We start from the raw sequence: 26,367 nt of genomic DNA on the forward strand, positions 1-26,367 counted from the left end.
GCACCATGCGCAAGCGCATCTTCACAGCAGCAGCGCTCAGCCTCGCGCTGACGCCGATGCTGACCGCGACCATCTCATCCGCCGCCGGGCCCGGCGAATGGCAGGACGGCACCTCGTCGTCCGACACCGTGATCAGCTGCCCCACCCAGACCGCCGGGATCGGTACGTCGGCCAACGTGGGTTGGAGATCCCCGACCGGCCAGGTGCCGAAGGTCGGTGAGAAGTTCTACCTCCGCGGGTACATCGGACTGATCAGCCTGCCGTGCAGCGGCAAGGTCGCCACCATCCCCGAGATCCTGGCACCACCCGGCGTCGAGTTCGTGGACGAGCCGGTCCAGTGGGCGGTCTACAAGGCCGCTGAGGGCGGCACGCTCGGCACCGGTGGTCTCGACTTCTTCAACGGCGTCAACGGTGGCTATGTGATCACCCAGACCGGCGACGAGCCATTCATCCTGCGCCAGGGTGAGATCTTCGAGTTCCAGTTCCCGGTCAAGGCGACCCGCCCGCTCAAGGGGACCGCCACCCCGGCTCCGACCTGCCTGTCGCGGCGTGACGGCAGCAAGCCGTGTCCGGTCGCCTCCTCGGGCGACCATCTGCAGATCGCGTTCGCCGTCGGCGGGCACGGCGGCGACAAGAGCTACGTGACGCCGTACGTGCCGCTCTTCGCAGCCGGCGCCGGTGACTCGGGAGGCCCGGTAAGCATCTCGGGCGGGCCTCGCGAGGACTCCGTGGTAACCGCAAGTTCGGCAACCTTCTCCCTCAGCGCCCCCGGCAACCCGTCCTGCACGCTCGACGGGCGCCCGAAGCCCTGCAGCAACGGGAGGCTGACCCTCTCCGGGCTCGCTCCGGGAACTCACGTGTTCACCGCGAAGTCCGGTCAGCACAGCGAAACGAGGACCTGGACCGTGCCGCACGCTGCGCGCTCGTTCAAGCGGGCCGGGAAGTGGTCGCTGTCCCGCTCGGCGGCTGCGTACGGCGGTCAGGTGCTGACCAGTAGGAAGAAGGGCGCGACGCTGAGCCTGAACGTGCGGGGTGCCAAGCGCCTGTCGTTGGTGGCCGGCAAGAGCCGGGGCCACGGCACGGTGAAGGTCTACGCCGGCAGCCGCCTGCTCAAGACGGTGAAGCTCAGCGCCGGCCGGACCCTCGCCAAGCAGGTGATCAGCCTCGGGTCGCTCGGCTCGTCGTGGACCGGCAAGGTCCGCGTGGTCGTCGCCTCCAACGGCAAGCCGGTCAAGCTCGAGGGCCTCGGCGTCGTCACCCGCTGACCCGAACCGTCAGCTACCCGCGCCGAACCGGCAGGCACACGCGCCGAACCGTCGGGCACACGCGTCGAACCGTCGGGCACACGCGTCGAGCCGTCGGGAATCCCAGCGAAAATGCGAGTCGGGCCGTACGCAGCAACTGCGTACGGCCCGACTGGCGTCTGTTCAGGCGGTGCGGCGGGCGAACCAGGCGTTGGCGCCACCGACGTACATCAGCACGATCACCACGACCGGGCCGATCACCAGCGGGATGAAGGCGATCGCGGTGATCACCACGGTCAGACCGGAGAGCACGGTCAACACGATCCGGGCCGCCGACGAACGCCGGACCACGAAGATCGCGGTGATCATCGCGAGCAGCGCGAGGACCGCGGTCACCAGCCCGACCCACAGGACGCCGTCCGCGACATTGTCGATGGTGATGCCGAGGTCGTCGATCGCCTTCATGAACTCGTCATCGGAGCGCAGCTCCTTGATCAGGTCATCGCGGGCGACGGCACCGAAGAGCGCGAAGAGGCCGCCCACCAGGAAGGCGAGGCCGGCACAGATCCAGGTGACGATGCCTGCAGCCAACACCGTGCCGGGGCGACGGTTCGGGTCGGTGCCGCCCTGCCAGGGCTGCTGCGGAGCTCCCCACTGCTGCTGCGGGTACGGCTCGCCCTGCGGCTGCTGCGGGTACGGCTCGCCGTAGGGCTGCTGCGGCGTGGGCTGCTGCCCGTAAGGCTGGTTCGGGTCCTGGGTCATCGCTGTCGACTCCTCTTCATAGCGGTCATCCAATGCGTGATGCTGGGACGCGTCAGCAGCACCGCCGCGTAGACGGTGAGCCCGGTGACGGCGAGTACCAGTGGAACAGAGACGGCGGCGGTCAGCGAGAAGAGCGCCGCGATCACTGCGGAGACGAAGAGCGTCCAACGCGCCCACTCGTGTCCGCGGTAGGTGAAGACGGCGAGCACCATCGCCGCCAGCGACCAGAGCGCGAAAGTCATACCCATCGCGACCGCCATCCCCTTCAACGCCGAGACGCTGATGTCGAGACGGTCGAAGGTCGGGTCGCTGTCGTACATCTCCTGCGCCAGCGTGTCGCTGGTGCCGAGCCCGATCGCCACCACACCCATCGCCACGAAGACGAAGCTGGACAACACCCAGGTGATCACACAGGCGGTGTTGAGCTGGCGCGGGCGCTCCGGGCCGGACGACGGATTCGTCAGGTGCGGAGGCGCTCCGGTCGGAGAGCCGGCAGGGGTGCCGAATCCGGCGAACTCGCGCGGCCGCTCCAGGGTGTCCTGAGCTGTCGATCCGCTCGTCTGCGACGACGGCGAGACAGCCCCGTTGTGCCGTCCCGGCTGTGGCTGGTTGCCGGACGGCGCACCCCACGGGTCACGAGGTGCCGACGACCCGCCCCCACGGTTCTCCGCGGCGGCCCGCTGCGGCTGGCGCGGAGCCTTGCCGTCGAACCAGTCGCGGGCGGGCGCCGTCCAGAGCAGGCCGGCGGCGATGGCGACCACCGAGGTGGCGAAGCCACCGGCGACCATGCCGCTCAGGAACATCGGGACCGCCAGAATGGTGACACCGAGTCGGGCACCGCGGTTGCGGCGCAGCACGTAGCCACCGAGGATCGCCATCGCGGCCGCACACGCACCCGCCACCAGCGCGGTGCCGTGCATGAAGTCCAAGACCTCCTGCAGGTTCAGCCCCATGCCGTTGAGCGGCGGCTCGTCGAGCGCCTTGACGATGCCCTCGCGGGTGTCGATGGAACGCAGCCCCGCCACGGTCTCGTAGACGGAGACCAGAGCGAAGACCGATCCCAGGAGGATCACCCATCCGCTGAAGGTGACCTGGACAGGTCGTGGGTGGGCTGCGCCGTCAGTCATGGGCACAGTCTCTCAAACGCACCACAGCGGGTGCCCGCCGCTGTGGCGGGCACCCGCTGTGGTTGGTACTGATCGCTCAGGCTGCGGTGAGTTCGAGCCCGTTCTCGCCGAGGGTGACGCTCACTTCGCCGCCGTCGGCGACCTCGCCGCCGATCAGCATCTTCGCCAACCGGTCGCCGATCGCGCTCTGGATCAGACGGCGCAGCGGGCGTGCCCCGTAGGCCGGGTCGTACCCGTTGTCGGCGAGCCAGCCGCGCGCCTCCTCCGAGACCGCGATCTTGATCCGGCGCACCGCCAACCGGTTCTCCAGCAGGCCGAGCTGCAGGTCCACGATGTGGGTCAGCGCGTCCTTGCTGAGTGCCTCGAACATCACGATCTCGTCGAGACGGTTGAGGAACTCCGGCTTGAAGTGACCACGCACCACGCCCATCACCGCGTCCTTGCGCGCCTCGGGCGAGAGCGACGGATCGGTCTGGAAGACCGAACCCAGGTTGCTGGTCAGGATCAGCAGGGTGTTGCGGAAGTCGACCGTGCGGCCCTGACCGTCGGTCAGCCGGCCGTCGTCGAGCACCTGGAGCAGGATGTCGAAGACCTCCGGGTGCGCCTTCTCGACCTCGTCGAGCAGCACCACGCTGTACGGACGGCGCCGGACCGCTTCGGTGAGCTGCCCGCCCTCGTCGTAACCGACGTAGCCGGGAGGGGCCCCGACCAGGCGAGCCACCGAGTGCTTCTCGGAGTACTCACTCATGTCGATCCGCACGATCGCGCGCTCGTCGTCGAAGAGGAAGTCGGCCAGGCTCTTGGCGAGCTCGGTCTTTCCGGTGCCGGTGGGACCGAGGAAGAGGAACGAGCCGGTCGGCCGGTTCGGGTCGGCGATTCCGGCGCGCGAGCGTCGGACCGCGTCGCTGACCGCGCTTACGGCAGCTTCCTGACCGATCAACCGTTCGCCGATCACCTGCTCCATCTCCAGCAGCTTGTCGGTCTCGCCCTGCAGCATCTTGCCGGTGGGGATCCCGGTCCACGCCTCGACGACGTCGGCGATCTCCTGAGCGCTGACCTGGTCGCCGACCAGCGGCTCCACCTCAGCCTCTTCGATCTCCGCGGACTCGGCGAGCGCCTTCTCCAGGGCAGGGATCTGGCCGTAGAGCAGCTCACTGGCCTCGTCCAGCTTGCCTTCACGCATCAGCTTGTCGGCCTGCACCTTGACGCCGTCCAGACGGCGTCGCAGCTCGCCTTCGCCTTCCAGCGTTGACTTCTCGCGCTCCCAACGAGCTTCCAGGGCACGCAGCCGCTCCTCGCGGTCGGCGAGGTCGGCGCGCAGCTTCTCCAACCGCTCGACGGAGGCCGGGTCGCTCTCCTTGGTGAGCGCGAACTCCTCCATCTTGAGCCGGTCGACGCCGCGGCGCAGCTGGTCGATCTCCTCCGGAGACGACTCCCGCTCCATCCGCAGTCGCGACGACGCCTCGTCGATCAGGTCGATCGCCTTGTCGGGCAGCTGGCGGCCGGTGATGTACCGGTCGCTCAGGGTCGCGGCTGCGACCAGGGCGGCGTCGGTGATCCGGACCCCGTGGTGGGCTTCGTACTTCTCCTGGATGCCGCGCAGGATCTGGATGGTGTCCTCGACGCTGGGCTCACCCACGAAGACCTGCTGGAAGCGGCGCTCCAGCGCCGGGTCCTTCTCGATCCGCTCGCGGTACTCGTCGAGCGTGGTGGCACCGATCATGTGCAGTTCGCCGCGGGCCAGCATCGGCTTGAGCATGTTGCCGGCGTCCATCGCGGAGTCGCCGCCCGCGCCGGCGCCGACCACCGTGTGCAGCTCGTCGATGAAGGTGACCACCTGGCCACCGGCGTCCTTGATCTCTTCGAGGACGGCCTTGAGCCGCTCCTCGAACTCGCCGCGGTACTTGGCTCCGGCCACCATCGCGGCCAGGTCGAGGCTGAGCACCCGGCGTCCCTTGAGGGAGTCCGGCACGTCGCCGGCGATCACCCGCTGGGCGAGGCCCTCGACGACGGCGGTCTTGCCGACGCCGGGCTCACCGATCAGTACGGGGTTGTTCTTGGTGCGGCGGCTCAGCACCTGGATCACCCGGCGGATCTCAGCGTCACGGCCGATCACCGGGTCGAGTCGTCCCTCCTCGGCGGCCTTGGTCAGGTCGACGGAGTACTTCTCCAGGCTCTCGTAGGTGGACTCTGCCTCCTGGCTGGTCACCCGGCGGTTGCCGCGGACGGCGGTCAGGCCTTCGCGGAGTCCGGATTCGGTGAGCCCGGCGTCGGTGAGCACCTTGCTGGCGCTGCTCTCGACCCCGGCGATCGCGATCAGCAGGTGCTCGGTGGCGACGTAGTCGTCCTTCATCGAGGCGGCCAGGTCGAGTGCGGCAGCAAGGACGCGAGTCAGCGATGACGACGCGCCGGGCTGCTGCACGGTCGCGCCGCTGGCGCTGGGCAGGGCGTCGCGGACGGCGGTCGCGGTCCGGGTAATGGCGGCCGGGTCGACGCCCGCCTTTCCGATCAGGTTGCGCGCAGTCCCCTCGGGGTCGTCGAGCAGCGCCACCAGCAGATGGATCGGCTCGGTCTGGGTGTGGCCCTTGCTGGTCGCACTCAGCTGAGCAGCCTCGATCGCTTCGCGGCTACGGGTGGTGAACTTGTCGGCTCCGAACTGACTCAAGGCGTCCCTCCTGGATGAGCTCCTCAGACAAGCCAACCGCCGTTGCCGCCAGCTTGTCGAGACCCTCCGCGGGCCTCACTGATCTCAACGCACCCAAAGTTGAGTATGTTCCGCTCAACTTTCCTTATTTCCACTGTCTTTGGGTGACGCTCCTCACTCCCGCTCGCCCCCTGCCCGATAGTCCCTGACGTTTCGCCCCTCAAATGTCCGTTTTGCCGCGCCAAACGTTCGGCAGCATGTGGGCGAGGACGCGAACTCCCGACTTTGCTCACCGAGTCGGCTGAACGCTCGCACGACGTCGAACCCGCAGGTTCCCGTCAGGTCGACCACGCTGCCGAACGTTTGGCCCGACAATCGGGACATTTTTGGGGCGGAACGTCAGGGACTATCGGGGTGAAGGCGAGGAAACGACACGATCCGGGAGGGGTGGGGTTAGTCGAGGTCCTGGGGGGCTTGATGCTCGGGGAGGGCGGAGAGGTCCTCGTCCTCGGCGACCAGGCAGGTCCGGCAGAAATCCTCACCGAAGGGGGTGAGGTGGATACTGCGGCGGACCACCTTGGCCGAGCGCACGGAATGCATCGCAGCCAGGACGTCGGGCTGCGCCTCGACCACCTGATACTCCAAGGGGTCGCGAAGCTGCTCGCGGGAGAACCAGATCAGGCCGAGCCGGAACAGATTGTTCAGGTACGACGGCACCTGATCCAGATAGCGGACGCCGGCACGCGGGCCGATCATGTTCAGGCCCGGCGCGACCAGGGTCGAGGAGACCATCCCGATCGCGCCGCCGGTCCGGACGTCCACCGTCGGTTGCGGACCACCCTTGAGCAACAGCACCAGAATCCGACCTTCGTCGGGCGCCATCTCGCCCAGGATCCTGGAGTACGCGGGATGGCCCTGCTCGGTGTTCCAGACGTCCCGGGACCGAGCCAACAACGCCTGGCCCTCCTGACGCAGCGTGCGCTGGGTGCGCTCCTCGCGCGTCTCCCGTGGCTTCTCCTCATGGTGCGGTCGCAGCGACGAGCTGACCTGGATCACCGCTTCCGGCACCGGGGTCCCGCTACTGACCGCCTTCGCCAACTCCGCGATCACACCGGAGGCGGCCGCCACCCCCTGAGCCACCTCGACGGCGGTCTGCGGGTTGGTCGCCGCCTTCAGCATCCGGCGTCCGGTCTTCACGCCAGCGACCACGCCCCACTCGGCGGTCCGCAACCAGGAGGTCGCCGCCAACCGCATCAACCCGGGCAGCGCCTCGACCGCCTGCTGGGTGTCGATCCGGTGTCCGGGCGTGCGCGCACCAGGAGCCTCCGAACCCGACACGCCCTGCGGATCCGCGCCGCTCGACTCGGTCGTCATCAACCGCCACCCACCCTAAAGATCAGTTCGTGCAGTAACCCGCCCGCGGCCCCCATGATCGCGCCGTGCGCGTAGAGCATCCACTCATCCTCACGGATCGCGGCACGCATCATCTCCACGAAGTCCTTGGGCGGCAATTCCTTGGTACGCATGGCGATCAGCGCCCGGATCTTCTCCGACTGCTGTCTGCTGAACGCCACGTCTTGGAACGGCGTCAGCGTGCGACCGACCGCTTCCAGAGCGAACTCGCCCTTGATCTTGTCGTAGGTCCGGCCACCGAGCGCGATCCGCGCGGCGGCCCGGACCGGACCCGCCGCCCGGTCGATCGCCGGCGCGAGCGCGTCGGCCAGCATCTGCCGGGTCCGGTCACCTCGAGGACCGTCCATCAGGAAGTCACCGATCCGCTGCAGGGTGATGACGTCGTCGGCGATGATCCGCGCGTAGACCTCGGCCGCCTCGTCCTGACGGCGCAGGAAGAGGCCGTGGAACCTGATCCCGAAGTACCGCTTGGGTTCGGTGGGTTCGAAGATCAGCCACATGCCGAGCGCATTGGTGATCCAACCGACGCCGATGCCGAGCAACGGCAGCACCCACCACAGGTGCACCCAGTGGTAGACGAACGCCACCGGGATACCGAGCAGGAACCCGAAGATGAACCCGAAGTTCACCATCAGGTTGAGCTCTTTCTGCCCCATGTCTTTGAAGACCCGGACCACCAGGTCGGGGTTCTTCTGGAAGTGGTCGATGACCATGATCTTCGGGTCGAGCAGCTGGTCGATGTGGACGCCGATCTCGTCGGTGACCGTGCCGACCACACTCGGCAGCTGCGCCTGGACCCGGGCGATGATCGCGCGGCGTCCCGCCAACGGCAGGTCCCGCCAGAACGCGGGGTGGCTGCGCATCATCACTTCGTCGACCAGCTCGGGAATCTCCGGCTCGAAGAGCTTGACGATGTGCTCGCCGATCTTCTCCGGCTCCAGCTGCTGGTAGAACTCCGCGGGGGTGCCGAGCTTCGCGATCGCCTTGTCGACGGCGATGGAGCCCATCTTCGCGGCACGTGCCGGCACGATGCCCTGCCAGCCGACGCCGCCCTGCAGGAAGCCGGGGACCTCTTGCAGCTTGCGCGGCATCAACCGGCTCAGTTCGGCCATGCCGGGCACCCGGAAGCCGTGGAACCGGATCGGGTAGAAGAGCATGATCAGGCCGGTCCAGTTGATCAGCCAGCCGATGACCGCCGTGAAGAGCGGAATGCTGAGGAAGGCGAACCACTCCCAGGAACCGTGCAGATCCTGGAGGAACCAGTCGACATCACCCAGCCAGTCGAGAACTCCGTCGAGCGACGGACCCACCTCCTAACGCTGAGGCCCGGATGGGCCGACTCCCCAGCTGGAGGTTACCGAAGTGAACACATGTCCGAACAGCTTTCCGCCAGCTGGTCGTCCGTGTCACACCTTCGCGTGGCGACGTGCGAGTCCGGCTTCGGCGTACCGCCAAGAGACGGCAGCGGGCCCGGAGGAGAACCTCCGGGCCCGCTTCGTTGCAGATGGTCAGCGGCCTCGACGCCAGACCACGACCGACTGGCCGGGGTCTGGCTGCCGCAGCACCGGCAGCTTGTTGCCGATCGGCGGTACCGGACGACGTCCCAGACCGGCTTGCAGCAGGGCGTTACGGCTGGCCTCCAACTCTGCGACCAGGTCGGCGTTGCGGGCCATCAGCGCCTCGACCTGGTTCTCCAGTTCGAGAATCCGGCGGACCCCCTCGATGCCGATACCGATCGAGGTGAGGTCGGCGATCGAGCGGAGCCGCTCGATGTCGCGGTGCGAGTAGCGGCGTCCGCCGCCGCCGGTGCGGGCCGGGTCGATCAGGCCCATCCGCTCATAGGTACGCAGGGTCTGCGGGTGCAGGCCGGCGAGCTGGGCGGCAACGCTGATCACGTAGACACCCACCTCGGGATCTGGCCTGTTCATGGTCAGCTTCCTTCGTCGAAGAGCTTGCTCCGCAGCGGCTTGCCCGCCATCGCTTCACGGTAAGCCTCAACGGCCTCCCGCGCAGCCTGATCCAGAACCGCGGGCACCTGGACCTCGATGGTGACCAGCAGGTCGCCCTTGGTGCCGTCCGCCTTCGCCGCGCCCTTGCCGCGGACCCGGAACGTACGCCCGTTCGGCGTCCCGGCGGGGACCTTCAGCGTGACCGGAGCCCCGCCGAGGGTGGGCACCTTGATCTCGGCACCCAGTGCCGCCTCGTCGAACGAGACCGGGACGTCGAGGGTCAGGTTGTCGCCCTTGCGTGCGAAGAGTCGGTGCGGCGTCACCTTCACGGTGACGTAGAGATCGCCGGCCGGGCCGCCGTTCTCGCCGGCTCCGCCCTTGCCGCGCAGGCGGATCCGCTGTCCGTCCTTGACGCCGGCCGGGATCCGGGCCTGAATGGTGCGCGCCGAGGAGCCCCGGCCGCTGCCGAAGCAGGACGGGCACGGCTCGTCGTAGACCAGCTGCCGACCGCCACACGACGGGCAGGTCTGGTTCATGGTGAAGGCGCCGCCCATCGAGTTGGCGACCATCCCCGAACCCTCGCACTGCGGGCAGATGTGCGGCTTGGTGCCCGGCTTGCCGCCGGTGCCACCACAGGTGGAACAGGGGGCGTCTGAGGTCAACCGCAGGCTGATCGTGACGCCGTCGATGGCGTCGGTGAAGCTGATCGTGGCAGTGGTCTCGATGTCCTGACCGACGCGCGGGCGCTTGGCCCGACCACGAGGACCACCGCCACCGAAGAGGTCGCCGAACATGTCGCCGAAGCCACCACCGCTGCCGCCTGCGGCGCGGTCACGCAGCAGGTCGGAGAGGTCGAAGCCACCGGCGCCGCCCCCGAAGCCGCCCATCGGCATGCTCCGGATCTCGTCGTACTGCTTGCGCTTCTCGGCATCGCCGACGACGTCGTAGGCCTCGGCGACGGTCTTGAACTTCTCGTGTTTGGCGGTATCGCCGGGGTTCGAGTCCGGATGGTTGGCACGCGCCAACTTCCGGTAGGCCTTCTTGATCTCCTCAGCTGTGGCGTCCTTGGAGACACCCAGTTCGGCGTAGTAGTCCTTGCTTGCCCACTCAGCCTTCGCGGTCGACATCCGCGCACCTCCCTTCCTTCGTCAGGCACCACGCGCCCGCCCGTGCGGCGGGCGCGTGGTCCGTGTACTTCGTGTTCGAGTTGCTCACGCCTGCTGGTCGACGGCCGGGGCACCCGGCTCGACCACCAGAACCTGGGCGGCCCGGACGACGCGTTCGCCGATCCGGTAGCCGGCCTTGGCGATCACCTTCACCGTGGTGACAGTGACCTCCGGGTCCTCACCCAGATTCGACAGCGCGTCGTGCAGAGCAGGGTCGAAGGCGTCGCCCGGCTCGCCGAAACGGACCAGGCCTTGGCGTGCGACGACCTGCTCCAGCTGCTCGGCGACGGTCCGCAGACCGTCTTCCAACTCGCCGTGCTGGCGCGCTCGGTCGATGCTGTCGAGGACCTCGGTGATCGGCGAGAGCGCCGCGAAGGTGGCGTTCTCCTTGATCAGCTCACGGTCCCGCTCGACGCGGCGCTTGTAGTTGAGGAACTCGGCCTGCAAGCGCTGCAGGTCCGCGGTCCGTTCGGCGAGCTGCGCCTCGGCGACTGCCAACGGGTCGGCTGCGGGCTCCTCGACCAGGTCGACGTCGCCCGGCTCCAGCGGAGCACCTTCCTCGACCATGTTGGCGGCGCCGCTGATGTCGGCGGCCTCGCCGATCACCTCGGCGTCGATGTGGCCGTCGGCCGGGGCACCCGCAGGTGCCCCGACCGGCTGCTCGTGGTGACTGGACGTCACTTGTTGTCACCCTCGGCGTCGTCGACGATCTCGGCGTCCACGACGTCGTCGTCGGCCTCGCCGGTGCTGCCGGTGTTACCGCCGGCTGCGGCCTCGTCGGCCTCAGCGGCCGCGTACATGGCGGCACCCATCTTCTGGCTGGACTCGCCGAGCTTGCTGACGCCGGCCTCGATCTCCTCGGCACTGGCCTCGGTGTTCTCGAGGATCGCCTTGAGCGCGTCGACGTCGGCCTGAACCTCGGTCTTCACCTCGTCCGGGATCTTGTCCCCGTTGTCGGTGAGGAACTTCTCGGTCGTGTAGACGAGGCTGTCGGCCTGGTTGCGAGCGTCCACGGCGCGACGACGGTTGGCGTCCTCCTCCGCGTACTGCTCGGCCTCCTTGACCATCCGGTCGATGTCGTCCTTGCTCAGCGCCGAGCCACCGGAGATGGTCATCGACTGCTCGCGACCCGAGGCGTGGTCCTTGGCGGACACGTGCACGATGCCGTTGGCGTCGATGTCGAAGGTGACCTCGATCTTCGGCACGCCACGCGGGGCCGGCGGCAGACCGGTGAGCTCGAAGTTGCCGAGCGCCTGGTTCTGCGACCACATCTGGCGCTCACCCTGGGCGACCTTGATCTCGACCGACGGCTGGTTGTCGTCAGCGGTGGTGAAGATCTCCGAACGCTTGGTCGGGATGGTGGTGTTGCGCTCGATCAGGGTGGTCATCACGCCGCCCTTGGTCTCGATGCCGAGGCTGAGCGGGGTGACGTCGAGGAGCAACACGTCCTTGACCTCGCCCTTGAGCACGCCGGCCTGCAGGGCAGCACCGAGCGCGACGACCTCGTCGGGGTTGACGCCCTTGTTGGGCTCCTTGCCACCGAGCAGGTCCTTGACGACCTCGGTGACGGCGGGCATCCGGGTGGAGCCACCAACGAGAACCACGTGGTCGATCGCGGAGACGGGCACGCCGCCGTCCTTGAGCACGGCCTGGAACGGAGCCTTGGTCCGCTCGAGCAGGTCCGCGGTGAGCTTCTGGAACTCGGCGCGGGTCAGCCGCTCCTCGAAGTGCAGCGGGCCGGACTCACCGTGGGTGATGTACGGGAGGTGGATCTGGGTCTCGCTGGAGGAGGAGAGCTCGATCTTCGCCTTCTCCGCGGCCTCCTGGAGGCGCTGCTTGGCGATCTTGTCGGCAGCGAGGTCGACGCCGTTGGCGTTCTTGAACTTCTCGACCATCCATTCGACGACGCGGTTGTCCCAGTCGTCACCACCGAGGAGGTTGTCACCGGAGGTCGCCTTGACCTCGACGACGCCCTCACCGATCTCGAGCAGGGAGACGTCGAACGTACCGCCACCGAGGTCGAAGACCAGGATGGTCTGGTCGTCGCCCTTGTCGAGGCCGTAGGCCAACGCCGCAGCGGTGGGCTCGTTGACGATCCGGCTCACGTTGAGGCCGGCGATCTCGCCGGCTTCCTTGGTGGCCTGACGCTGAGCGTCGGAGAAGTAGGCGGGCACGGTGATCACCGCGTCGGTGACCGGCTCGCCCAGGTACGCCTCGGCGTCGCGCTTCAGCTTCTGCAGCACGAAGGCGCTGATCTGCTGGGGCGTGAAGTCCTTGTCGTCGATCTTGGTCTTCCAGTCGGTGCCCATGTGACGCTTGACCGAGCGGATGGTGCGATCAACGTTGGTGACAGCCTGCCGCTTTGCCACCTCGCCGACGAGGACCTCGCCGGACTTTGCGAAGGCGACCACCGACGGGGTGGTGCGGGCGCCCTCTGCGTTTGCGATGACGGTGGGTTCTCCACCCTCAAGAACGGCGACCACTGAGTTGGTGGTACCGAGGTCAATGCCGACTGCGCGAGCCATGGTTCTCCTTGGGATCTGGTGCCTGGTGATGGTTCGAGGGCCCTTTCGGGCCCGTAATGCGACCAGTCTGCCACGACGGTGGTGAACCAGTCACGTTACTTGAGTGCCTTCCACTCAACTTTCCTGATGGTTACAACGGACCATCTCGACGGATGATTCCCAGCTCGGTCAGATTTTTTTGCGGCCCCTCCCCCGATAGTCCCTGACGTTCGGCCCCTCAAATCGGCGCGTCGAGGGGCGAAACGTTCGGCAGCGTCGCCCCGACGGCAGCAACGCGCGACTTCGCCGCCCGCCGAAATAGCCGCGGGCGACGCCAGGAACTTCCTGACGTCGCCCGCGCGCTCGACCCGCTCAGCCCAGCGTCAGCGCCCCGTCAACCGCACCGAACTGATCCGCTGCTTACGGATCTGGGCGTCCGTCCACGGGAAGACCACCCATTGCTTGCGACCGAACATCCTCGTCTGGTCGCTCGACCAAGGCGACGCCGGGTTCTCCGACTGGCCGTAGGTCAGAAGAGTGCGGGCATCGACCCGCCCCTTGTCGCCGAAGGCGATCGCCTGGATGTGCGAGGAACCGAAGGTGATCGGGCGCAGGAAGCCGGTGTTGGTCGTGGCATACGCCGAGGCCAGCGCGTTCGCATTCCCGGCAAGGTCGCCGTCGCCGCCGCCGAGCGGGATCGCTGGAGCCCCACGGTCGGCGGCCACCTGCAGCGAACCCCAGGTCGCGTCGGGAGCGATCTTGCGCTTCTCCAGGTAGGCGATCGCGCTCTTCATCGCTCCGATCACGTTCGCGTTGGTCTCGTCCAGATCACGCGGTGTGTTGAGGGGATCCTCGGGGCTGAACGGCACCTTCCAGATGCTCGCCGCTAGCAGCGAGTCCGGGATCCGGGTGACGAACTCCTGGAACACGTGGTAGCCCCGGCTGGTGGTGTTCGACCGGCCGTCCCACTTCGCCAACGCGACGCAAGCCTTGCCGCCGCCCGCAGCCTGGCAGACCTTGTCGAGATCGCCGTTCTGACGCATCACCTCACCGGCGCGGACCCGGTTCTGGTGCTGGGTTCCGCGCAGCGACGCCGGCGTCACCTTGCCCTTCTTCAACCTGTCCAGCACGTACTGGCTGACCATCCGAGTGCGCATGGTCCGCTCACACTTCTCGCAGCCGATGATCCGCGCGAACCCGTTCAACTGCTGGACCGGATTCGGCAGCCAGTAGGAGTCGTTGGCGTTCATCACCCAGTCGGTGCGGTAGGCGACGGGCATGTTCTTCGGCCCGAGAACGCCGGGGCGAGCCGAGTCGCTATCGGTCCCCCACTGACAGGAACTGTCGGCGAAGGTGCCGTCCAGGCCGGGGAGCCCGGCCAGCGCGTTGGTGATCCGCCCGATCGGCGTCATGCACCGTTCAGCCAGTGCGTTCGAGATGTTCGGCACCACCGAGTGGTCGGCGTAGGCGACGTTGCCGGCCCGGTCGGCCGCGATCGTGTTGACCCAGGGCATGCCTCCGCCCTTGTCCTGGCGGGCGATCAGGTCGCGCACCGACGTCGCCCGGCCCATGTTGAAGAAGGTGTCCAGCGTGCGGAGTTGCTCGCCGTTGGCGTCGCGGATCGCGAAGAAGCTCAGCGGCGTCCACCCCATCAGCGTGCTGGGGTCGTCGATCACGTAGCCCTGCGGCGTCCGGTAGAGATCCTCGGTGACCTTGGCCAGCGATCCGTCAGCCTTCTTCACCGTTACGGTCACGACCCGACGCTCCACCTGCCGGATAAGGCCGTTGCCGGAAAGGTACGTCGTCGGCGAGACCAGGGTGCGGTACTCGTACGGCGCGAAGCGGTAGCCGGTCGAGACCGTGTGGCTCCACGCGACATCCTTGTTCCACCCGATGTTGATCACCGGGGAGCCGATCAGACTCGCCCCGGCGACGTCGTACTTACCGGGGATGGTCAGGTGCTGTTGGGAGAACCGGTAGCGCCCGTTCCACGGGAAGTGCGGGTTACCGAGCAACATGCCACGACCCGTCGACGATGCGCTCTTGCCTATCGCCGTCGCATTCGAGCCGAACCCTGTCGACGGGTCCTTGCCCAGCGCTTTCTGCAACTCCTCCGCCGACGGCACTTCGGAAGGCAACGGCGCGAACGACCCCAGATCAGGGAGCCCCAGATCGGTCAGCGTGGGCGGGGTAGCACCGACGATCTGCTGCAGGAAGTGGCCGGTGGAGCCGAGGATGTTGGCCAGGTAGATCCCGTACCAGACGTCGAGCACGGTCGCGTTCGGACGCAGGTAGTCAGCGCCGCGGCAGGCACGGTCGGGGAACTTCTTCGCCCCACCGATGCTGCGCAGGTACTTGTTGACGCCGGCGACGTAGCCGGTGACCATCGCCCGGGTCTCCTTGCCCGGCCCCGCGACCGGGTCGGCGAGCAGCTTCTCGACCACCTTGCGGTTGCGCAGGTCGGTGACGAGAGCGTCCATCTGCAGGTTGGTACCGCTGACCGAGACGCCGTCGCGGTAAGCCCCTTCAGCACCGAGATAGCGCGACCGGGTGCCACGCGCGGTGATCAACACGTCGGCCAACGTGCACCCGCTGGTCTCCATCGCGGCATAGCCGGAGCCGAAGCCCAGCGACCCGTAGTTCTTCGCGGTGATGTGCGGAATCCCGTGCTTGGTGCGGACGATCTTCGCCACGTACCTCGGCTTCTTCTTCCGCTCAGCGGCGCCCCCTGGGCTACCGGTGGCCGAGCTGGCCGAGCTCTGCGCCTGGGCGGACGCCGGCTCCGAGGGCCCTGAGCCAGCACCCGCGGCCACGACGGTCATCGCCAGGGCCATGCCCAGGACGCTCGAAAGACGGCGGGAAGAGACGGTCACCATGCGACGCCAACGAGCAAAGTTACCCGGGAGTTACGTAGGTCACAGTCCAGATTTCGCGACGCTGCCGAACGCTCGGCACGACATATCGGACAGAAAAGGGGCGAAACGTCAGGGACTATCCGCCGGAGGCGTCGCGCAGGCTCCCGGTGACCAGGCCGGCGTCCTTCTCGGAGATGAAGCAGTAGAAGCCGCGGTCACCGTTGATGAAGGCGACCTCCGGGGGCGGTAGGACGTCGATCTCGAAGTTGCCCTCGCGGCCCGCAAGGAACTTCTTGGCCGCCTTCTCGGTGCAGGTCTTCTTGACCACCGGGTCGTCGTAGAGCTCGTCGAGGTACGGCGTCTTGGTGGAGGGGTCGAGCAACCCCGTCGCATACGCCTCGTAATGGTGCGGCTCCGAGCAGTCGATCTTGCTCGACTCGGAAGTGTTCGTCACCTTGGTGAGCCCGACGAAGCACTGGTCGACCGACGGCGCCTTTGCGGGCTTCGACGAGTCCGTACTCGGCCCGTCGCTCGGCTCCTCCTCGTCGACGGCGGGCGCCTGATTCCCCACGTCCGCCGGCGCCGATCCGCCCTGCTGCGGAGCCTCCGCTGCCGCGGGGGCGTCGTCCCCTAGCAACTCCCCCACACCCCAGGTGGCGACGCCGCCGAAGAGCAGCCCGAGCGCGGCGGCCAACACCAGGCTCCGCTTACGGCGACCCCCCGACGGCGCCGAGGGCTCCGCCTGAGCCAGTCCGGGCAGCGCGCGCTGCGAGACGAACGCCGCTTCCGGCCCGCCCAGCACCGAACGCCGCGGCGACGGCGGCAGGCTCAACGCCGCCAACGCGTCGTGCATCTCCCGTGCTGACCCGAACCGTTGCGCCGGGTCCGGGTGGGTGGCGCGGGCGATCACGCCCATCAGCACCGCACTGCCCTGCGACCCCGGGTCGGGCAGAGGCGTATTCAGGTGCGCGATCACCTGGTCGATCGGTGCCGGCGATCCGTCCCCGCTCCAGCGCGGCGACCGGTACGGCGAGATCAGGGCATGCAGGGTGGCGCCCAGGGACCAGATGTCCGACTGCTCGGACGGCGGCAGACCGGAGAACGCCTCCGGTGCCGCATAGGCCGGCGTCAACGCCTCCAGGGTGACCGAGAGCTCCTGGCCGGCGACGGGCAACGCAGCGAGGCCGAAGTCGGCGAGCCGAGGCGTGCCGTAGGCGTCGATCAGCACGTTCGACGGCTTGATGTCTCGGTGCAGGACGCCGGCCTCGTGGGCGGCAGCGACCGCGCCGACGATCGCCAACCCGACGTCGCGTGCCTCGGCGACCGGCATCGGTCCGGTACGGCGCAGGTGGTCCGAGAGGGTGCCACCCGGGCACAGCTCCATCACCAGATAGGCCCGGTTGTCCGGAGTGGTGCCGGCGTCGATCAGCGAGACCACGTGCGGGTGCGAACTGATCCGGCCCGCTGCGGTCACCTCCCGCAGGAAGCGACGCCGTCCGCGTTCGTCATCGAGGACCCGGTCGTCGATCTTGACCGCGACCATCCGGTCGACGTTGCGTTGACGGCCCTGATAGACCCGCGCGAAGCCGCCACGCCCGATCTCAGCGCCCAACTCCACGTTGGGGATCAGCCCGCCTGTCGCTGTGTGCTCGCCCACGCGCACGAGCCTAGACGGCGGCTATTGCGGAACGTCCGCCGCCTGATCGCATACTGAACAGCACCGCGGCCCGCCGATCCGCGACATGCGAAGCTGCGCCTATGACCGCTCCCCTGCTGCAGATGAACGACGGCCGTGCCATCCCTCAGCTGGGGCTCGGCACCTTCGGGATCTCGAACGAAGCCGCCCCCGAGGCGATCGGTTCCGCGATCGAGGCCGGCTATCGACACCTCGACACCGCTCAGATGTACGGCAACGAGGCCGGGGTCGGCGCTGCGGTGGTGGCCAGCGACGTGCCGCGCGCCGAATTCTTCGTGACCACGAAGCTGCACAACCCGAACCACCTGCGTGACGACGTCATCCGGTCCTTCGAGGGCTCACTGAAGGAGCTCGGTCTCGACTACGTCGACCTCTTCCTGATCCACTGGCCGCTGCCGACGCTCTACGACGGCGACTTCGTCTCCACCTGGCGAGCGCTGATCGAGCTCGCCGACGACGGCCGCGCCCGTTCCATCGGCGTCTCCAACTTCGCACCCGAACACCTCGACCGGATCGTCGCCGAGACCGGCGTGGCGCCGGTGGTGAACCAGGTCGAGCTCAACCCGTGGTTCGCGAATCGCCAGGTACAGCAGGCGAACGCCCGCCATCGGGTGCTCACCGAGGCATGGGCTCCGATCGCCCGTGGCAAGGTCGCCGACTCGGCCGAGGTCACCGCGATCGCCGAGCGGATCGGCGCCACGCCCGCGCAGGTCGTCCTGCGCTGGCACCTGGACCAAGGCCGGATCGTCTTCCCCAAGTCGGCCGATCCCCAACGCCAGAAGCAGAATCTCGCCGCCACCGAGATCGTGCTCACCGACGCCGACCGCGCCACGATCGACACCCTCGACCTCGGCCCCGAAGGCCGCCAGGGCCCCGATCCGCTGACCTTCGACTGGCTCGGCTAACGCGCACGCCCGCCAACCCCCGCAAGGTCATACGTAGTGAGGAAGCGGGTCCACGCAACATATGACGTCCGCTCAAGCAGGGAGGATTCCCGCCGCCCGCGCGGGCTCCGCGTAGGCCTCGGCCAGCGACTCGACGGTCGCGTGCGCGTTCAACCCGCTGGGGTTCGGCACCACCCAGAGCCGAGCACCCGCGAACGGCTCGGGTTGGAGGCCCACCTTGGCTTTGGACTGCTTGAACGCGGTGCGGTAGGCGGTGATCCCGGCGATCGCCACCACGGCCGGACGGCGCTCGGCGACCAGCGCAAGCAGCTGTTCGCCACCCGCGGCGAGCTCCTCCTTGCTGAGCTCGTCAGCGCGTACGGTGGCGCGACGTACCAGGTTCGTGATCCCGATCCCCCGCGCCCGCAAGTGGTCACGGTCCTCATCCGTCATCCCGTCCGAGGGTGAGATCTCGCGGGTCACGATCCCGGCCCGGTACAGCGCCGGGTAGAACCGATTCACCGGATGCGCGAAGTGGGTCTGCGTCGCCGCGGTCCAGAGCCCCGGGTTGATCCCCACGAAGAGCAGCCGCAGGTCGTCACCGAGCAGGTCCGGCACGACGGCATCGCGATAGGACTCCAACTCGGCACGGGTGAAGGAAGCCATGTCGCGATGCTCCCAAACGCAGTTTCCACTCGTTCAAGCACCCCTCACAACTCGCGAGTTCGCGCCTACCCACCACTGCTGCCGAACGAAAAGCCCCTGAAAACGGAGTTTTCAGGGGCTTTTCGTCAGGGACTATCTGCCGGGGGGCTAGGAGGAGGACGCCCCGCCGCGACGCCGTGCGATCAACAGCACCGCACCGCCGAGCAGCAACAACAGTCCGGTGGCGAGCAGCCACATGGTGACCGGGCTACCGACACCCGGCAGGTTGTTCTCCCCATCGTTGAGAGCACCGTTGTCGTTCTCGTCGCCACCGTCGGAGACGTCGGCGGCGAACTCGTTGGTGACCGTCGCCGACGCCTCGCCGGGACCAGCGGTCTTCGACAGGTCGAGGGCGATGGTCGCCTTCTTGCTCTTCAGGGTCTTGCCGGCGACCTCGGCCTCGATGGTGGTCCGCTTGGCGCCACCGTCCTCGGTCTCAGTCAACACACACTGCGCGCTGGACGGCAGGTTGTTGTAGGACGCGCGGTAGCTGTTCCGCTTGGCCAACGTCCGCTCCGCACCGCCCGGGATGTCGAAGCCGACCCGCTTGCCGTCGACCAGCCAGGTGCACGCGAGCGACACCTTGAACGGGCCATTGGCACCCTTGACGTCGAGCGCACCCACCCGCTCCTTGACCACGTCGAGCGAGGTCAGCGCGAAGGTGTTGGTCGCGGTCACAGTGGCCTGGCTGATCGTCTCCGGAGCAACCGGGGAAGCGACCGTCACGATGCCGTCGGCAGGGTCCAGAACGCTGGTGGTGGCACCACCGGTGGCCACCTCCTTCACGGCGCACTCCGTGCCGGCCGGGTAGGGGCCGAGCGTCTTGCTGTCACCAGCGCGAAGCGTGAACGAGCCGTCGAACGGGGTCTGCTCCTGGTAGGTGCAGGTGACGTCGAAGCCGAAGGATGCGGTGCCCCAGCGAGCTGCACCGGCGCCGTCGACGACCTTGTTGATGGTCACCGTTCCCGCGTCGAAGCCGTTGGTCACGACGACCTCGGCCGGGTCCAGACCGGGCGTCACCTTGGCCACACCAGCGCCCTCGTCGACGACGTTGTCTCCCACGATCACGATCTGGTCGGCCAGGTAGTTGTCGGTCTCGGTCAAGGTGCACTCGGCACCCACCGGGATCCGGTCGGTCGGCGAGGTCCAGGTGGCCCCCGCGGCCAGGTCGAACTCGAGCTCGTCCGCGTCATCAGCGAACTTGACCCGGTCACCCAGGATCGACAGGCAGCTCAGCTCGAAGGAGAACGGGCCGAAGGTGGTGTCGACCGCAGCGGTGTCGACCAGCTTCTGCACGCTCAGCGAGGTGAACTGGTAGTCGTTGCCGAGGCTGACGATCGAGGCGGCGTCGAGGTCGTCACTGGGGGCGATCTCCTCGTCGACCTGCAGCGTCGTCGGCGAACCGGTCCGCGAGGACTCACCGAACTCGCCGGTGCTGCCCTTCTCGGAGACCGTGCACTCGGTACCCGCAACGCTCAGCGGGATCCCGTCGATCCGGGCCTCGTAGTTGCCGGCCGCGTTCAACTCGACGACGGCGTCGGTACCCAGGTCGAGCTCGGCGTCGTCGATCCGGCAGGTGACGTTGGCGAGGAACTCCGTCGGCGCGTAGGCCTTTGCCGGGCCGGTCACCGTCTTCTCGATGCCGATCGCACCGGTCCGCAGGTGCACACCGACCTTGCTCGGAGCAAGCTCACGCCACTGTGCCTGACCGGTGAACCGGTACTTGATGCCGTGCTGGTTGTAGGCCAACTGGTCGTCGGCCGGAACCACACGCGAGGCACCCGAGGCGTCCTCGTCGTCAACCAGTTCGTTGATCGTCGAGTAGTTGATGTCGACCTTCTGGCCCGGAGCCAGGTTGCCGCTCGCGGTGTCGGCGAAGCTCAACTTCACCCGGAAGCCGCTGACCGAGGCCCAATCGGTGGTCGGGGAGACAGCCTCCCAGACCTCGCCGTTCTGCTCACAGGGCTGCTGGTTGCGGATGTTCGTCCAGGTGTCACGGCAGACGTTGGCGCTGCTGGTCACCTCGACGATCTGCGCGGTACCGGGCGGACCGGTCACCTTCAGCGAGTCGGCGACGAGACGCGGGCGGAACTCCGAACCACGACTCGCCCCGGAGACCAGCAGCTGGTCACCCGCCACCGGCAGCTGATCGAAGATGATCATGTCGGCGATCGGGGTGGTGCCGGAGTTGACGTTGTTCAGCACCCAGTCGTCGGTTCCGCCGACCTGGCTGTTGGCCACGCACTGCGGGCGGTAGAACTTGCCGTCGGTGGCGACAGCGTCACCGGGGGTCGCCGTCATCCGCGGCGAGCAGACGAAGCTCGGCTTGCCCGGAAGGTAGGCGCCGTCGAGCGAGCCCCGAACACCCTTGGCGGTGTACAGGTTCGGACCGTTGACGACGCCGACATAGTCGGTCGTGCCACAGGTGGTCTTGTCCGCATCCCACGCGCCGGTGAGGTTGCCACCGGTCTGCACGTTGCGGCACCCGGTCAGCTCCTCTTCGGTACGGACCGTCATGGTGTTGACCGCGGTCTGGCCCATGCTCAAGCCCGGCTGGAGCTCCAGGAAGACCCGGATCTTGAAGGTCTCGTTCGGCAGCATCCGCTGGCCACCCTCGGGCCAGGTGAAGGTGACACTGGTCCCGTCGGCGCTCGGCGTCGCGGTCACGTCCTCCGAAAGGGTGCCGCTCGGCGCTGCGGTGTAGATCGGCGCCGGGTCCTCGAGGTACAGGAGTTCGGCGGGCAGGTCGTCGACCAGTTCGGTCACCGTCAGGTACCCGGTGCCGACGTTCTTGATGGTCAGGTCGAACGGCACCGCGCTGCCGACGTTGTTGAGCCGGTTGCCCTCATTGGTCAGCTTGTTGACCGCGATCTCCTGCGTGCCCTTGGAGAGCACGATGTCGTCGCTCGCGTCGACCTCGCCTGAGTTGTTGCCGTCGGTACGCGTCGACGACGAGGTCTGGGTGTTGTCGATCCGCTGACCCGCGAAGACCAACGGGTCCCCGGAGTCACGAAGCGTGTCACGAGCCACCACCGTGAAGGCTGCGCTGGCAGCCCAGTTCGGAGCCGGCACGGTGCTGGAGAAGTACGCACCGTTGGCGCGGGTGAACGTCAACCGGATGCCCTGGACGTCGCCCAACGCGACGCCGGTCGGCAATGCAGCAGTCGCGGCGGCGGTGCCGTTCACCCAACTGGTGCCGTCGTACAGATCGACGCGGACCCGGTCCGCACCCGAAGGCAGGGTGACCGTGCCGAGGCCGGTGAAGTCGAAGTTGTTCCAGAAGTCGACGGAGTCGGCCTGGTCCTCGATCACCACGCTCTGCGGCGACAGCGTGCTGCGCGGGTTGCTGCCCTGGTTGGCACCGATGACGACGTTGACGGTGTTCCCACGCTGCGGCTCGTTGAGCTGGGCCGGCGTGATCGTCTTGGTCGGCGCGATGTTGACCTGGCCGCCGGTCAGCTGCGTGACGGCGTCGTCGGCGTCGCCGGTGACCACGTTCGGGCTGGTGACCGGGTCGTAGGACTGGGCGAAGGCCCGGTTCGTCACATCGAGCGTCTGGCCAGCTCGGAGCACCTGGTTGGTGCCTTCGACGCGCAGGGTCGCACGCATCCGGGAGGCGACGGTCACCGTGAGGTCGTTGCTCTGGGTGATCGTGCCGCCCTGCGACGGGTCGCCGCCCTGGAAGGCGACGCTGAACCCGACCACATCGGCGAGCTGGGCTGCGGTCATCGCGTTGACGGCGGTGGCCGTGCTCTGCTCAGTTGTGTAGGTACCGCCGGCGTAGCGGAGCAACCAGACCGTGGTCTTGGTCAGGTCGACCTGGTTGGCGATGCTGGCCGCGATCGTGATGCCGGTGGCGTCGAACCGGTTGAACGGGCTACCCACGGCAGGGTCGGTCAGGTAGTTCACCGAGGTGTCGAACGGGTCACCGACGGCACCGTCGACGACACCTGTGTAGGCGCCGCTCTCCGGAGCCGCGCTGGTCTGGCAGTCCGCCAGAGCCGTGTCGGTGCAGGTGGCAGGATCGGTCACCCGGACGTAGGTCGCCTTTGCGGTGGAGGCGTTCTTCGCCGTCATCGACCAGGTGGCGGTCGGGTAGCTCCCCGCGGCGGTACCGACCGGCGGAGTGAACAGCCCCGTCGTCGGGGTGACCGACTTGTCGATGCTGACCAACGGGTCCGGGTCAAGGATCAGGATGGTGTCGGAGTCGGTGTCGGTCACCGTTGCGCCGCCGACGATCCGGGTACCGGTGACACCGACCGTGTTGACCACGGTGCCTTCGTCGGCGTGGTTGTAGGTCGCGTCCTCGGTGACGAACCGGTCGTCCGAGCGGGCCTTGTCACGCACCTGCCAGCCGAGGGTGAAGCGACGGTCCGCGCTGCCGTAGCCGACGCCGGAGTTAGGGGCCGGGGCGTATGGGTCCAGGTTCGCACCGGGCTGCCGGGCAGCCTGACGCGCCGCGGTGTCGGCCGCGGTCTCGCCCAGGGTGATCCGGACGGCGATGGTCGAGGCCTGCTCGGGAGCGGTCAGCGTGTAGCCCTTGAAGCCACGGACGCCGGTCATCCAAGTACCGCCGGGAGCGGTCACTTCCTGCCAGCTGGTTCCGTTGTGCAGTTCGACCTTGGTCACGCTGTCGTAGAGCAGGTACCAGCCGGTCGAGTACGGGACGCTGTTGGTCGCGACCGCTTCGATCGCCGTCAGGTTGAAGGCGTCGAAGACGGTGCTACCGACACCGGCCACCGATGGCGCGCCGGGCTGGTCGGCGATGACGACCGGGTTCAATCCCTTGGTGACGTTGAAGTCCAGGTGGGTGCGCGCACTCTGCGACGACTGGGCGTCGACGGCTGCCTCGACCCAGGTCTTCTCGATCGAGACGCCGGGGCCGGGGCCACCGGGCGGGGTGACGACGGTACCGGTGCCGATGTCGCCGTCGGAGTCGTGCAGCGGCTTGCCGCCGGCGGACTCACCGTCGGCCTCCACCGAAGCCGTGTTGACGTACCCGACTTCCTGATCCGCGGCCGGCGTGATCGGGCCCGAGCCGTCACGCTTGGTGCTGCGGGCCTCGAACTCGAGGTTCGGGGTGACGTTGGTGTCGGTGGGGAAGCCGTCGACGTTGTTGAAGGAGAAGCGGACACCGGAGACGGTGTTGGCATTGAGCCCGAGACCGGTGAGCTCGGCGGTGAGCGCGTCGGCGTCCATCGTGAAGACGGTCGCCGCGGGGGTCGCCGCCTGCAGGGCGAGCTGGTGCCAGGCGGTGCCGTCGAAGACCTCGACCGTCAGGGTCGTGTTCGGCGGGACCTGGGTCGGCACGATCGAGGTGAGGTTGAACGCGTTCCAGAACCCGGTCGCGTCGTTTCCCCAGACGTCCTCGACGACGATGTCGGTGAGCTCGGTCCCGGCACCCAGCACAGTGGCGTGGGCCTTCAGCGAAGCGATCACCGACTCGCCCGGGTTGACGGCGGTCGAGGGGCGGACCGACTTGGTCAGCGTGACCGCGATCTCCGGGTTGATGATCCGCAACTGTGCGGAGGCGTCGTCGGCGTCGGTGAGGCCGTTGGGCGCAGTCACTTCGACGTCGACGGTGTTGGTGAGCGTGATCGTCGACGACGGGCCGGTCGCGTCCTCGGTGGTGTCGATGCCGAACTCGACCGAGCCGGTCTCGTCGGAGTCGATGGTGTCGCCGGTCCAGACGATCTCGAAGCCGGAGATCTTCCCCGACGGCGCCGCCGGGACGACGCCCACAGCGAGCGGGACGACTTGGGTACCGCCAGCGAGCAGGTGGTAGGTCAACACACCGGCAGTAGCACCGGCAGGCCACACCGGCGCACTGTCGAAGCCGCCGAAGGTGACGTCGGCGGTGAAGAAGCCGAGGTCGGCGAGCCGCAGCTCGGAGACCGGGATCGCTCCGTTGGTCGCACCGAGGGTGGCGGTGGCGCTCTGACCGGCGGTGACAGTGTCGGGCGTGATGTCCTTCGCGGCCTCGACCGTCGGGATCGCCGGAGCGATCGCGAACGAAGCGTTGCCGTCGTCGGTAGCCGGGTCCTGACCGGCCAAGGTGGCCTCACCAGTGGTGACGTTGTCGACGGAGTGCGGGTCGGTGGAAAGGTCGGCGCTCGTGTTGCGGTGCGTGGCGCGCTGCTCGACGTCGAGGTCGAAGGTCAGGCTCTGGCCGGGCGGAATGGTGCCCAGGCAGGTGATCCGAACGCCGCCGACATCGCCGTTGGCGACGCCAGCGGGGAGTGCCACGGCGGGCGCCGGGACGGGCGCGCCCTGGACCCAGCTCCAGGTGCCGCCGGAGCGGACGTAGGCGTCGACCCGGACCGTGGTGCAGGCGGCAGGCAGGTTGACGGCGTCGAAGCCGGTGAAGTCGGTGATGGTGAACGGGTTGCTGGCGTCCAGGTCGGCCGCACCGTCGGGTGCTGCCTTGGGCTCCTGGATCGACAGGCTGTCGATGTCGACGTTCGAGCTGTTCCGCGCGCTGAGCCCGATCGTGGAGTCCGCGCCCGGATTGAAGCTCTGGTTGGCCGGAGCCCAGGTCTTGTCGACGGCGACGCCCATGACCACCGCGGAGTCGATGACGACGGTGGCGTCGTCCTCGACGCGGTTGGCGTTGTCCGCGGTCGCGGCGGCGACGTTGACGATGTCGCCGCTGTTGCCGGGCGGGTAGTCGGCTGGCACCTGCAGCGAGACGGTGATCCGGTAGTCCTGGCCGTACTGAAGGCCGATGTTGCCGCCGTCGGTGGCCTGCTTGAGGTCGACGACGAGGACGGTGTCAGTACCGACCTTGGCCGGCGGGGTCGAGGTGCCGCCGGGGAGCCAGGTGACGTCCTTCGGGATGGGGCCCGGGTTGAAGGTCACGTTCTGGATCGCGAAGCCTGCCAGCTCACTCGGCAGCGGGTCGCGGACCTGGGCGTTGATGCAGTCCTCTTCGGAGCATCGCACCGTGATCGTGTAGGTGAACGACTGACCCGGAACGAGCTCCGAGACGTCGACATCCTTGTCGATCGACAGGTAGTTGCCCGGCGCTGCGTTGGCCGGACTGAGCCCGACCAGCGGCGTGATCGCCATGACTACCAAGCCGATGACCAACATCAACGCGGACCAGAACCGACTGTTCCCGCGCTGCAACGGCGCGGTCTGCCTGTCGAGAGACACCCTCAAACTCCCCTGTGGATACAACAAATGGTCCCGAGAGGTACTCAAGGCTAAACAGTTGTATCCACGCACAGATGCGAGGGGCATTTGCAGACGCCAAATAACAGTATGTTACGAGGGGCCAAAGTTGGACAGTCTCCACAACTGTCCGAATTGTGTCAAATTTCGGGTTTAGCAGGTGCGCTGGAGCCAAGCCACTTGATCTCTCAGGGAGACCTGAGGACACACCGCCAAGCCCCTGCCCCGAAGGTGTCCGGCTTGGT

Annotated in this window: 15 protein-coding genes; 2 read left to right on the top strand and 13 right to left on the bottom strand. The window is 67.8% G+C overall.

Annotated features, from left to right (window positions below; translation table 11 throughout):
- Positions 1-5: 5 nt before the first annotated feature.
- Entirely contained in the window at positions 6-1,265 is a 1,260-nt protein-coding gene (locus tag ACLM5J_RS02550; protein WP_413654430.1) for a hypothetical protein, read from the top strand.
- Between the two features lie 162 nt (positions 1,266-1,427).
- Here ACLM5J_RS02550 and ACLM5J_RS02555 read toward each other — a convergent pair whose 3' ends face one another.
- The 11 genes from ACLM5J_RS02555 to ACLM5J_RS02605 all read right to left on the bottom strand — a co-directional run bounded on the left by ACLM5J_RS02555 (position 1,428) and on the right by ACLM5J_RS02605 (position 17,321).
- Positions 1,428-2,006, bottom strand: a complete 579-nt coding sequence (locus ACLM5J_RS02555) for a hypothetical protein (protein WP_413654431.1) — start codon at positions 2,004-2,006, stop codon at positions 1,428-1,430.
- Positions 2,003-3,133 carry a hypothetical protein gene (locus ACLM5J_RS02560; protein WP_413654432.1) on the bottom strand — a complete coding sequence of 377 codons (1,131 nt, stop codon included), beginning with the start codon at positions 3,131-3,133 and terminating at the stop codon, positions 2,003-2,005. Before ACLM5J_RS02560 ends, ACLM5J_RS02555 begins: the two co-directional genes overlap by 4 nt.
- Positions 3,134-3,209: 76 nt before the next feature.
- On the bottom strand, positions 3,210-5,798 hold the full coding sequence (gene clpB / locus ACLM5J_RS02565) for an ATP-dependent chaperone ClpB (RefSeq protein WP_413654433.1): 2,589 nt from the start codon (positions 5,796-5,798) through the stop codon (positions 3,210-3,212).
- Positions 5,799-6,230: 432 nt separating this feature from the next.
- Positions 6,231-7,151 carry an Abi-alpha family protein gene (locus ACLM5J_RS02570; protein WP_413654434.1) on the bottom strand — a complete coding sequence of 307 codons (921 nt, stop codon included), beginning with the start codon at positions 7,149-7,151 and terminating at the stop codon, positions 6,231-6,233.
- On the bottom strand, positions 7,151-8,500 hold the full coding sequence (locus tag ACLM5J_RS02575; protein WP_413654435.1) for a hypothetical protein: 1,350 nt from the start codon (positions 8,498-8,500) through the stop codon (positions 7,151-7,153). The genes ACLM5J_RS02570 and ACLM5J_RS02575 overlap by 1 nt, the downstream gene beginning before the upstream one ends.
- Before the next feature lie 198 nt (positions 8,501-8,698).
- Positions 8,699-9,118, bottom strand: coding sequence for a heat shock protein transcriptional repressor HspR (locus ACLM5J_RS02580; RefSeq protein WP_413654436.1), 420 nt, complete (start codon positions 9,116-9,118; stop codon positions 8,699-8,701).
- A 2-nt stretch (positions 9,119-9,120) separates the two neighbouring features.
- Entirely contained in the window at positions 9,121-10,266 is a 1,146-nt protein-coding gene (gene dnaJ, locus ACLM5J_RS02585) for a molecular chaperone DnaJ (RefSeq protein ID WP_413654437.1), read from the bottom strand.
- A gap of 84 nt (positions 10,267-10,350) precedes the next feature.
- Positions 10,351-10,986: a nucleotide exchange factor GrpE gene (gene grpE / locus ACLM5J_RS02590; RefSeq protein ID WP_413654438.1), complete on the bottom strand. Its 636-nt coding sequence runs from the start codon at positions 10,984-10,986 to the stop codon at positions 10,351-10,353.
- Positions 10,983-12,830 carry a molecular chaperone DnaK gene (gene dnaK, locus ACLM5J_RS02595; protein WP_413654439.1) on the bottom strand — a complete coding sequence of 616 codons (1,848 nt, stop codon included), beginning with the start codon at positions 12,828-12,830 and terminating at the stop codon, positions 10,983-10,985. The genes grpE and dnaK overlap by 4 nt, the downstream gene beginning before the upstream one ends.
- A gap of 362 nt (positions 12,831-13,192) precedes the next feature.
- On the bottom strand, positions 13,193-15,682 hold the full coding sequence (locus tag ACLM5J_RS02600) for a penicillin acylase family protein (protein WP_413654440.1): 2,490 nt from the start codon (positions 15,680-15,682) through the stop codon (positions 13,193-13,195).
- A 118-nt stretch (positions 15,683-15,800) separates the two neighbouring features.
- Entirely contained in the window at positions 15,801-17,321 is a 1,521-nt protein-coding gene (locus ACLM5J_RS02605; protein ID WP_413654441.1) for a serine/threonine-protein kinase, read from the bottom strand.
- Positions 17,322-17,422: 101 nt separating this feature from the next.
- Here ACLM5J_RS02605 and ACLM5J_RS02610 point away from each other — a divergent pair, with 101 nt between their 5' ends.
- Entirely contained in the window at positions 17,423-18,265 is an 843-nt protein-coding gene (locus tag ACLM5J_RS02610; RefSeq protein WP_413654442.1) for an aldo/keto reductase, read from the top strand.
- A gap of 72 nt (positions 18,266-18,337) precedes the next feature.
- Here the strand turns inward: ACLM5J_RS02610 and ACLM5J_RS02615 are convergent, their stop codons facing one another.
- Both ACLM5J_RS02615 and ACLM5J_RS02620 read right to left on the bottom strand, forming a co-directional pair.
- The gene (locus ACLM5J_RS02615) at positions 18,338-18,910 is read right to left on the bottom strand and encodes a mismatch-specific DNA-glycosylase (protein ID WP_413654443.1); all 573 of its coding nucleotides are present in this window, start codon (positions 18,908-18,910) and stop codon (positions 18,338-18,340) included.
- Positions 18,911-19,057: 147 nt separating this feature from the next.
- Entirely contained in the window at positions 19,058-26,104 is a 7,047-nt protein-coding gene (locus ACLM5J_RS02620) for a DUF5979 domain-containing protein (protein ID WP_413654444.1), read from the bottom strand.
- Positions 26,105-26,367 lie beyond the last annotated feature (263 nt).

Source organism: Nocardioides sp. Bht2 (genome assembly GCF_047308515.1).
In the GTDB taxonomy this organism is placed as follows: Bacteria; Actinomycetota; Actinomycetes; order Propionibacteriales; family Nocardioidaceae; genus Nocardioides.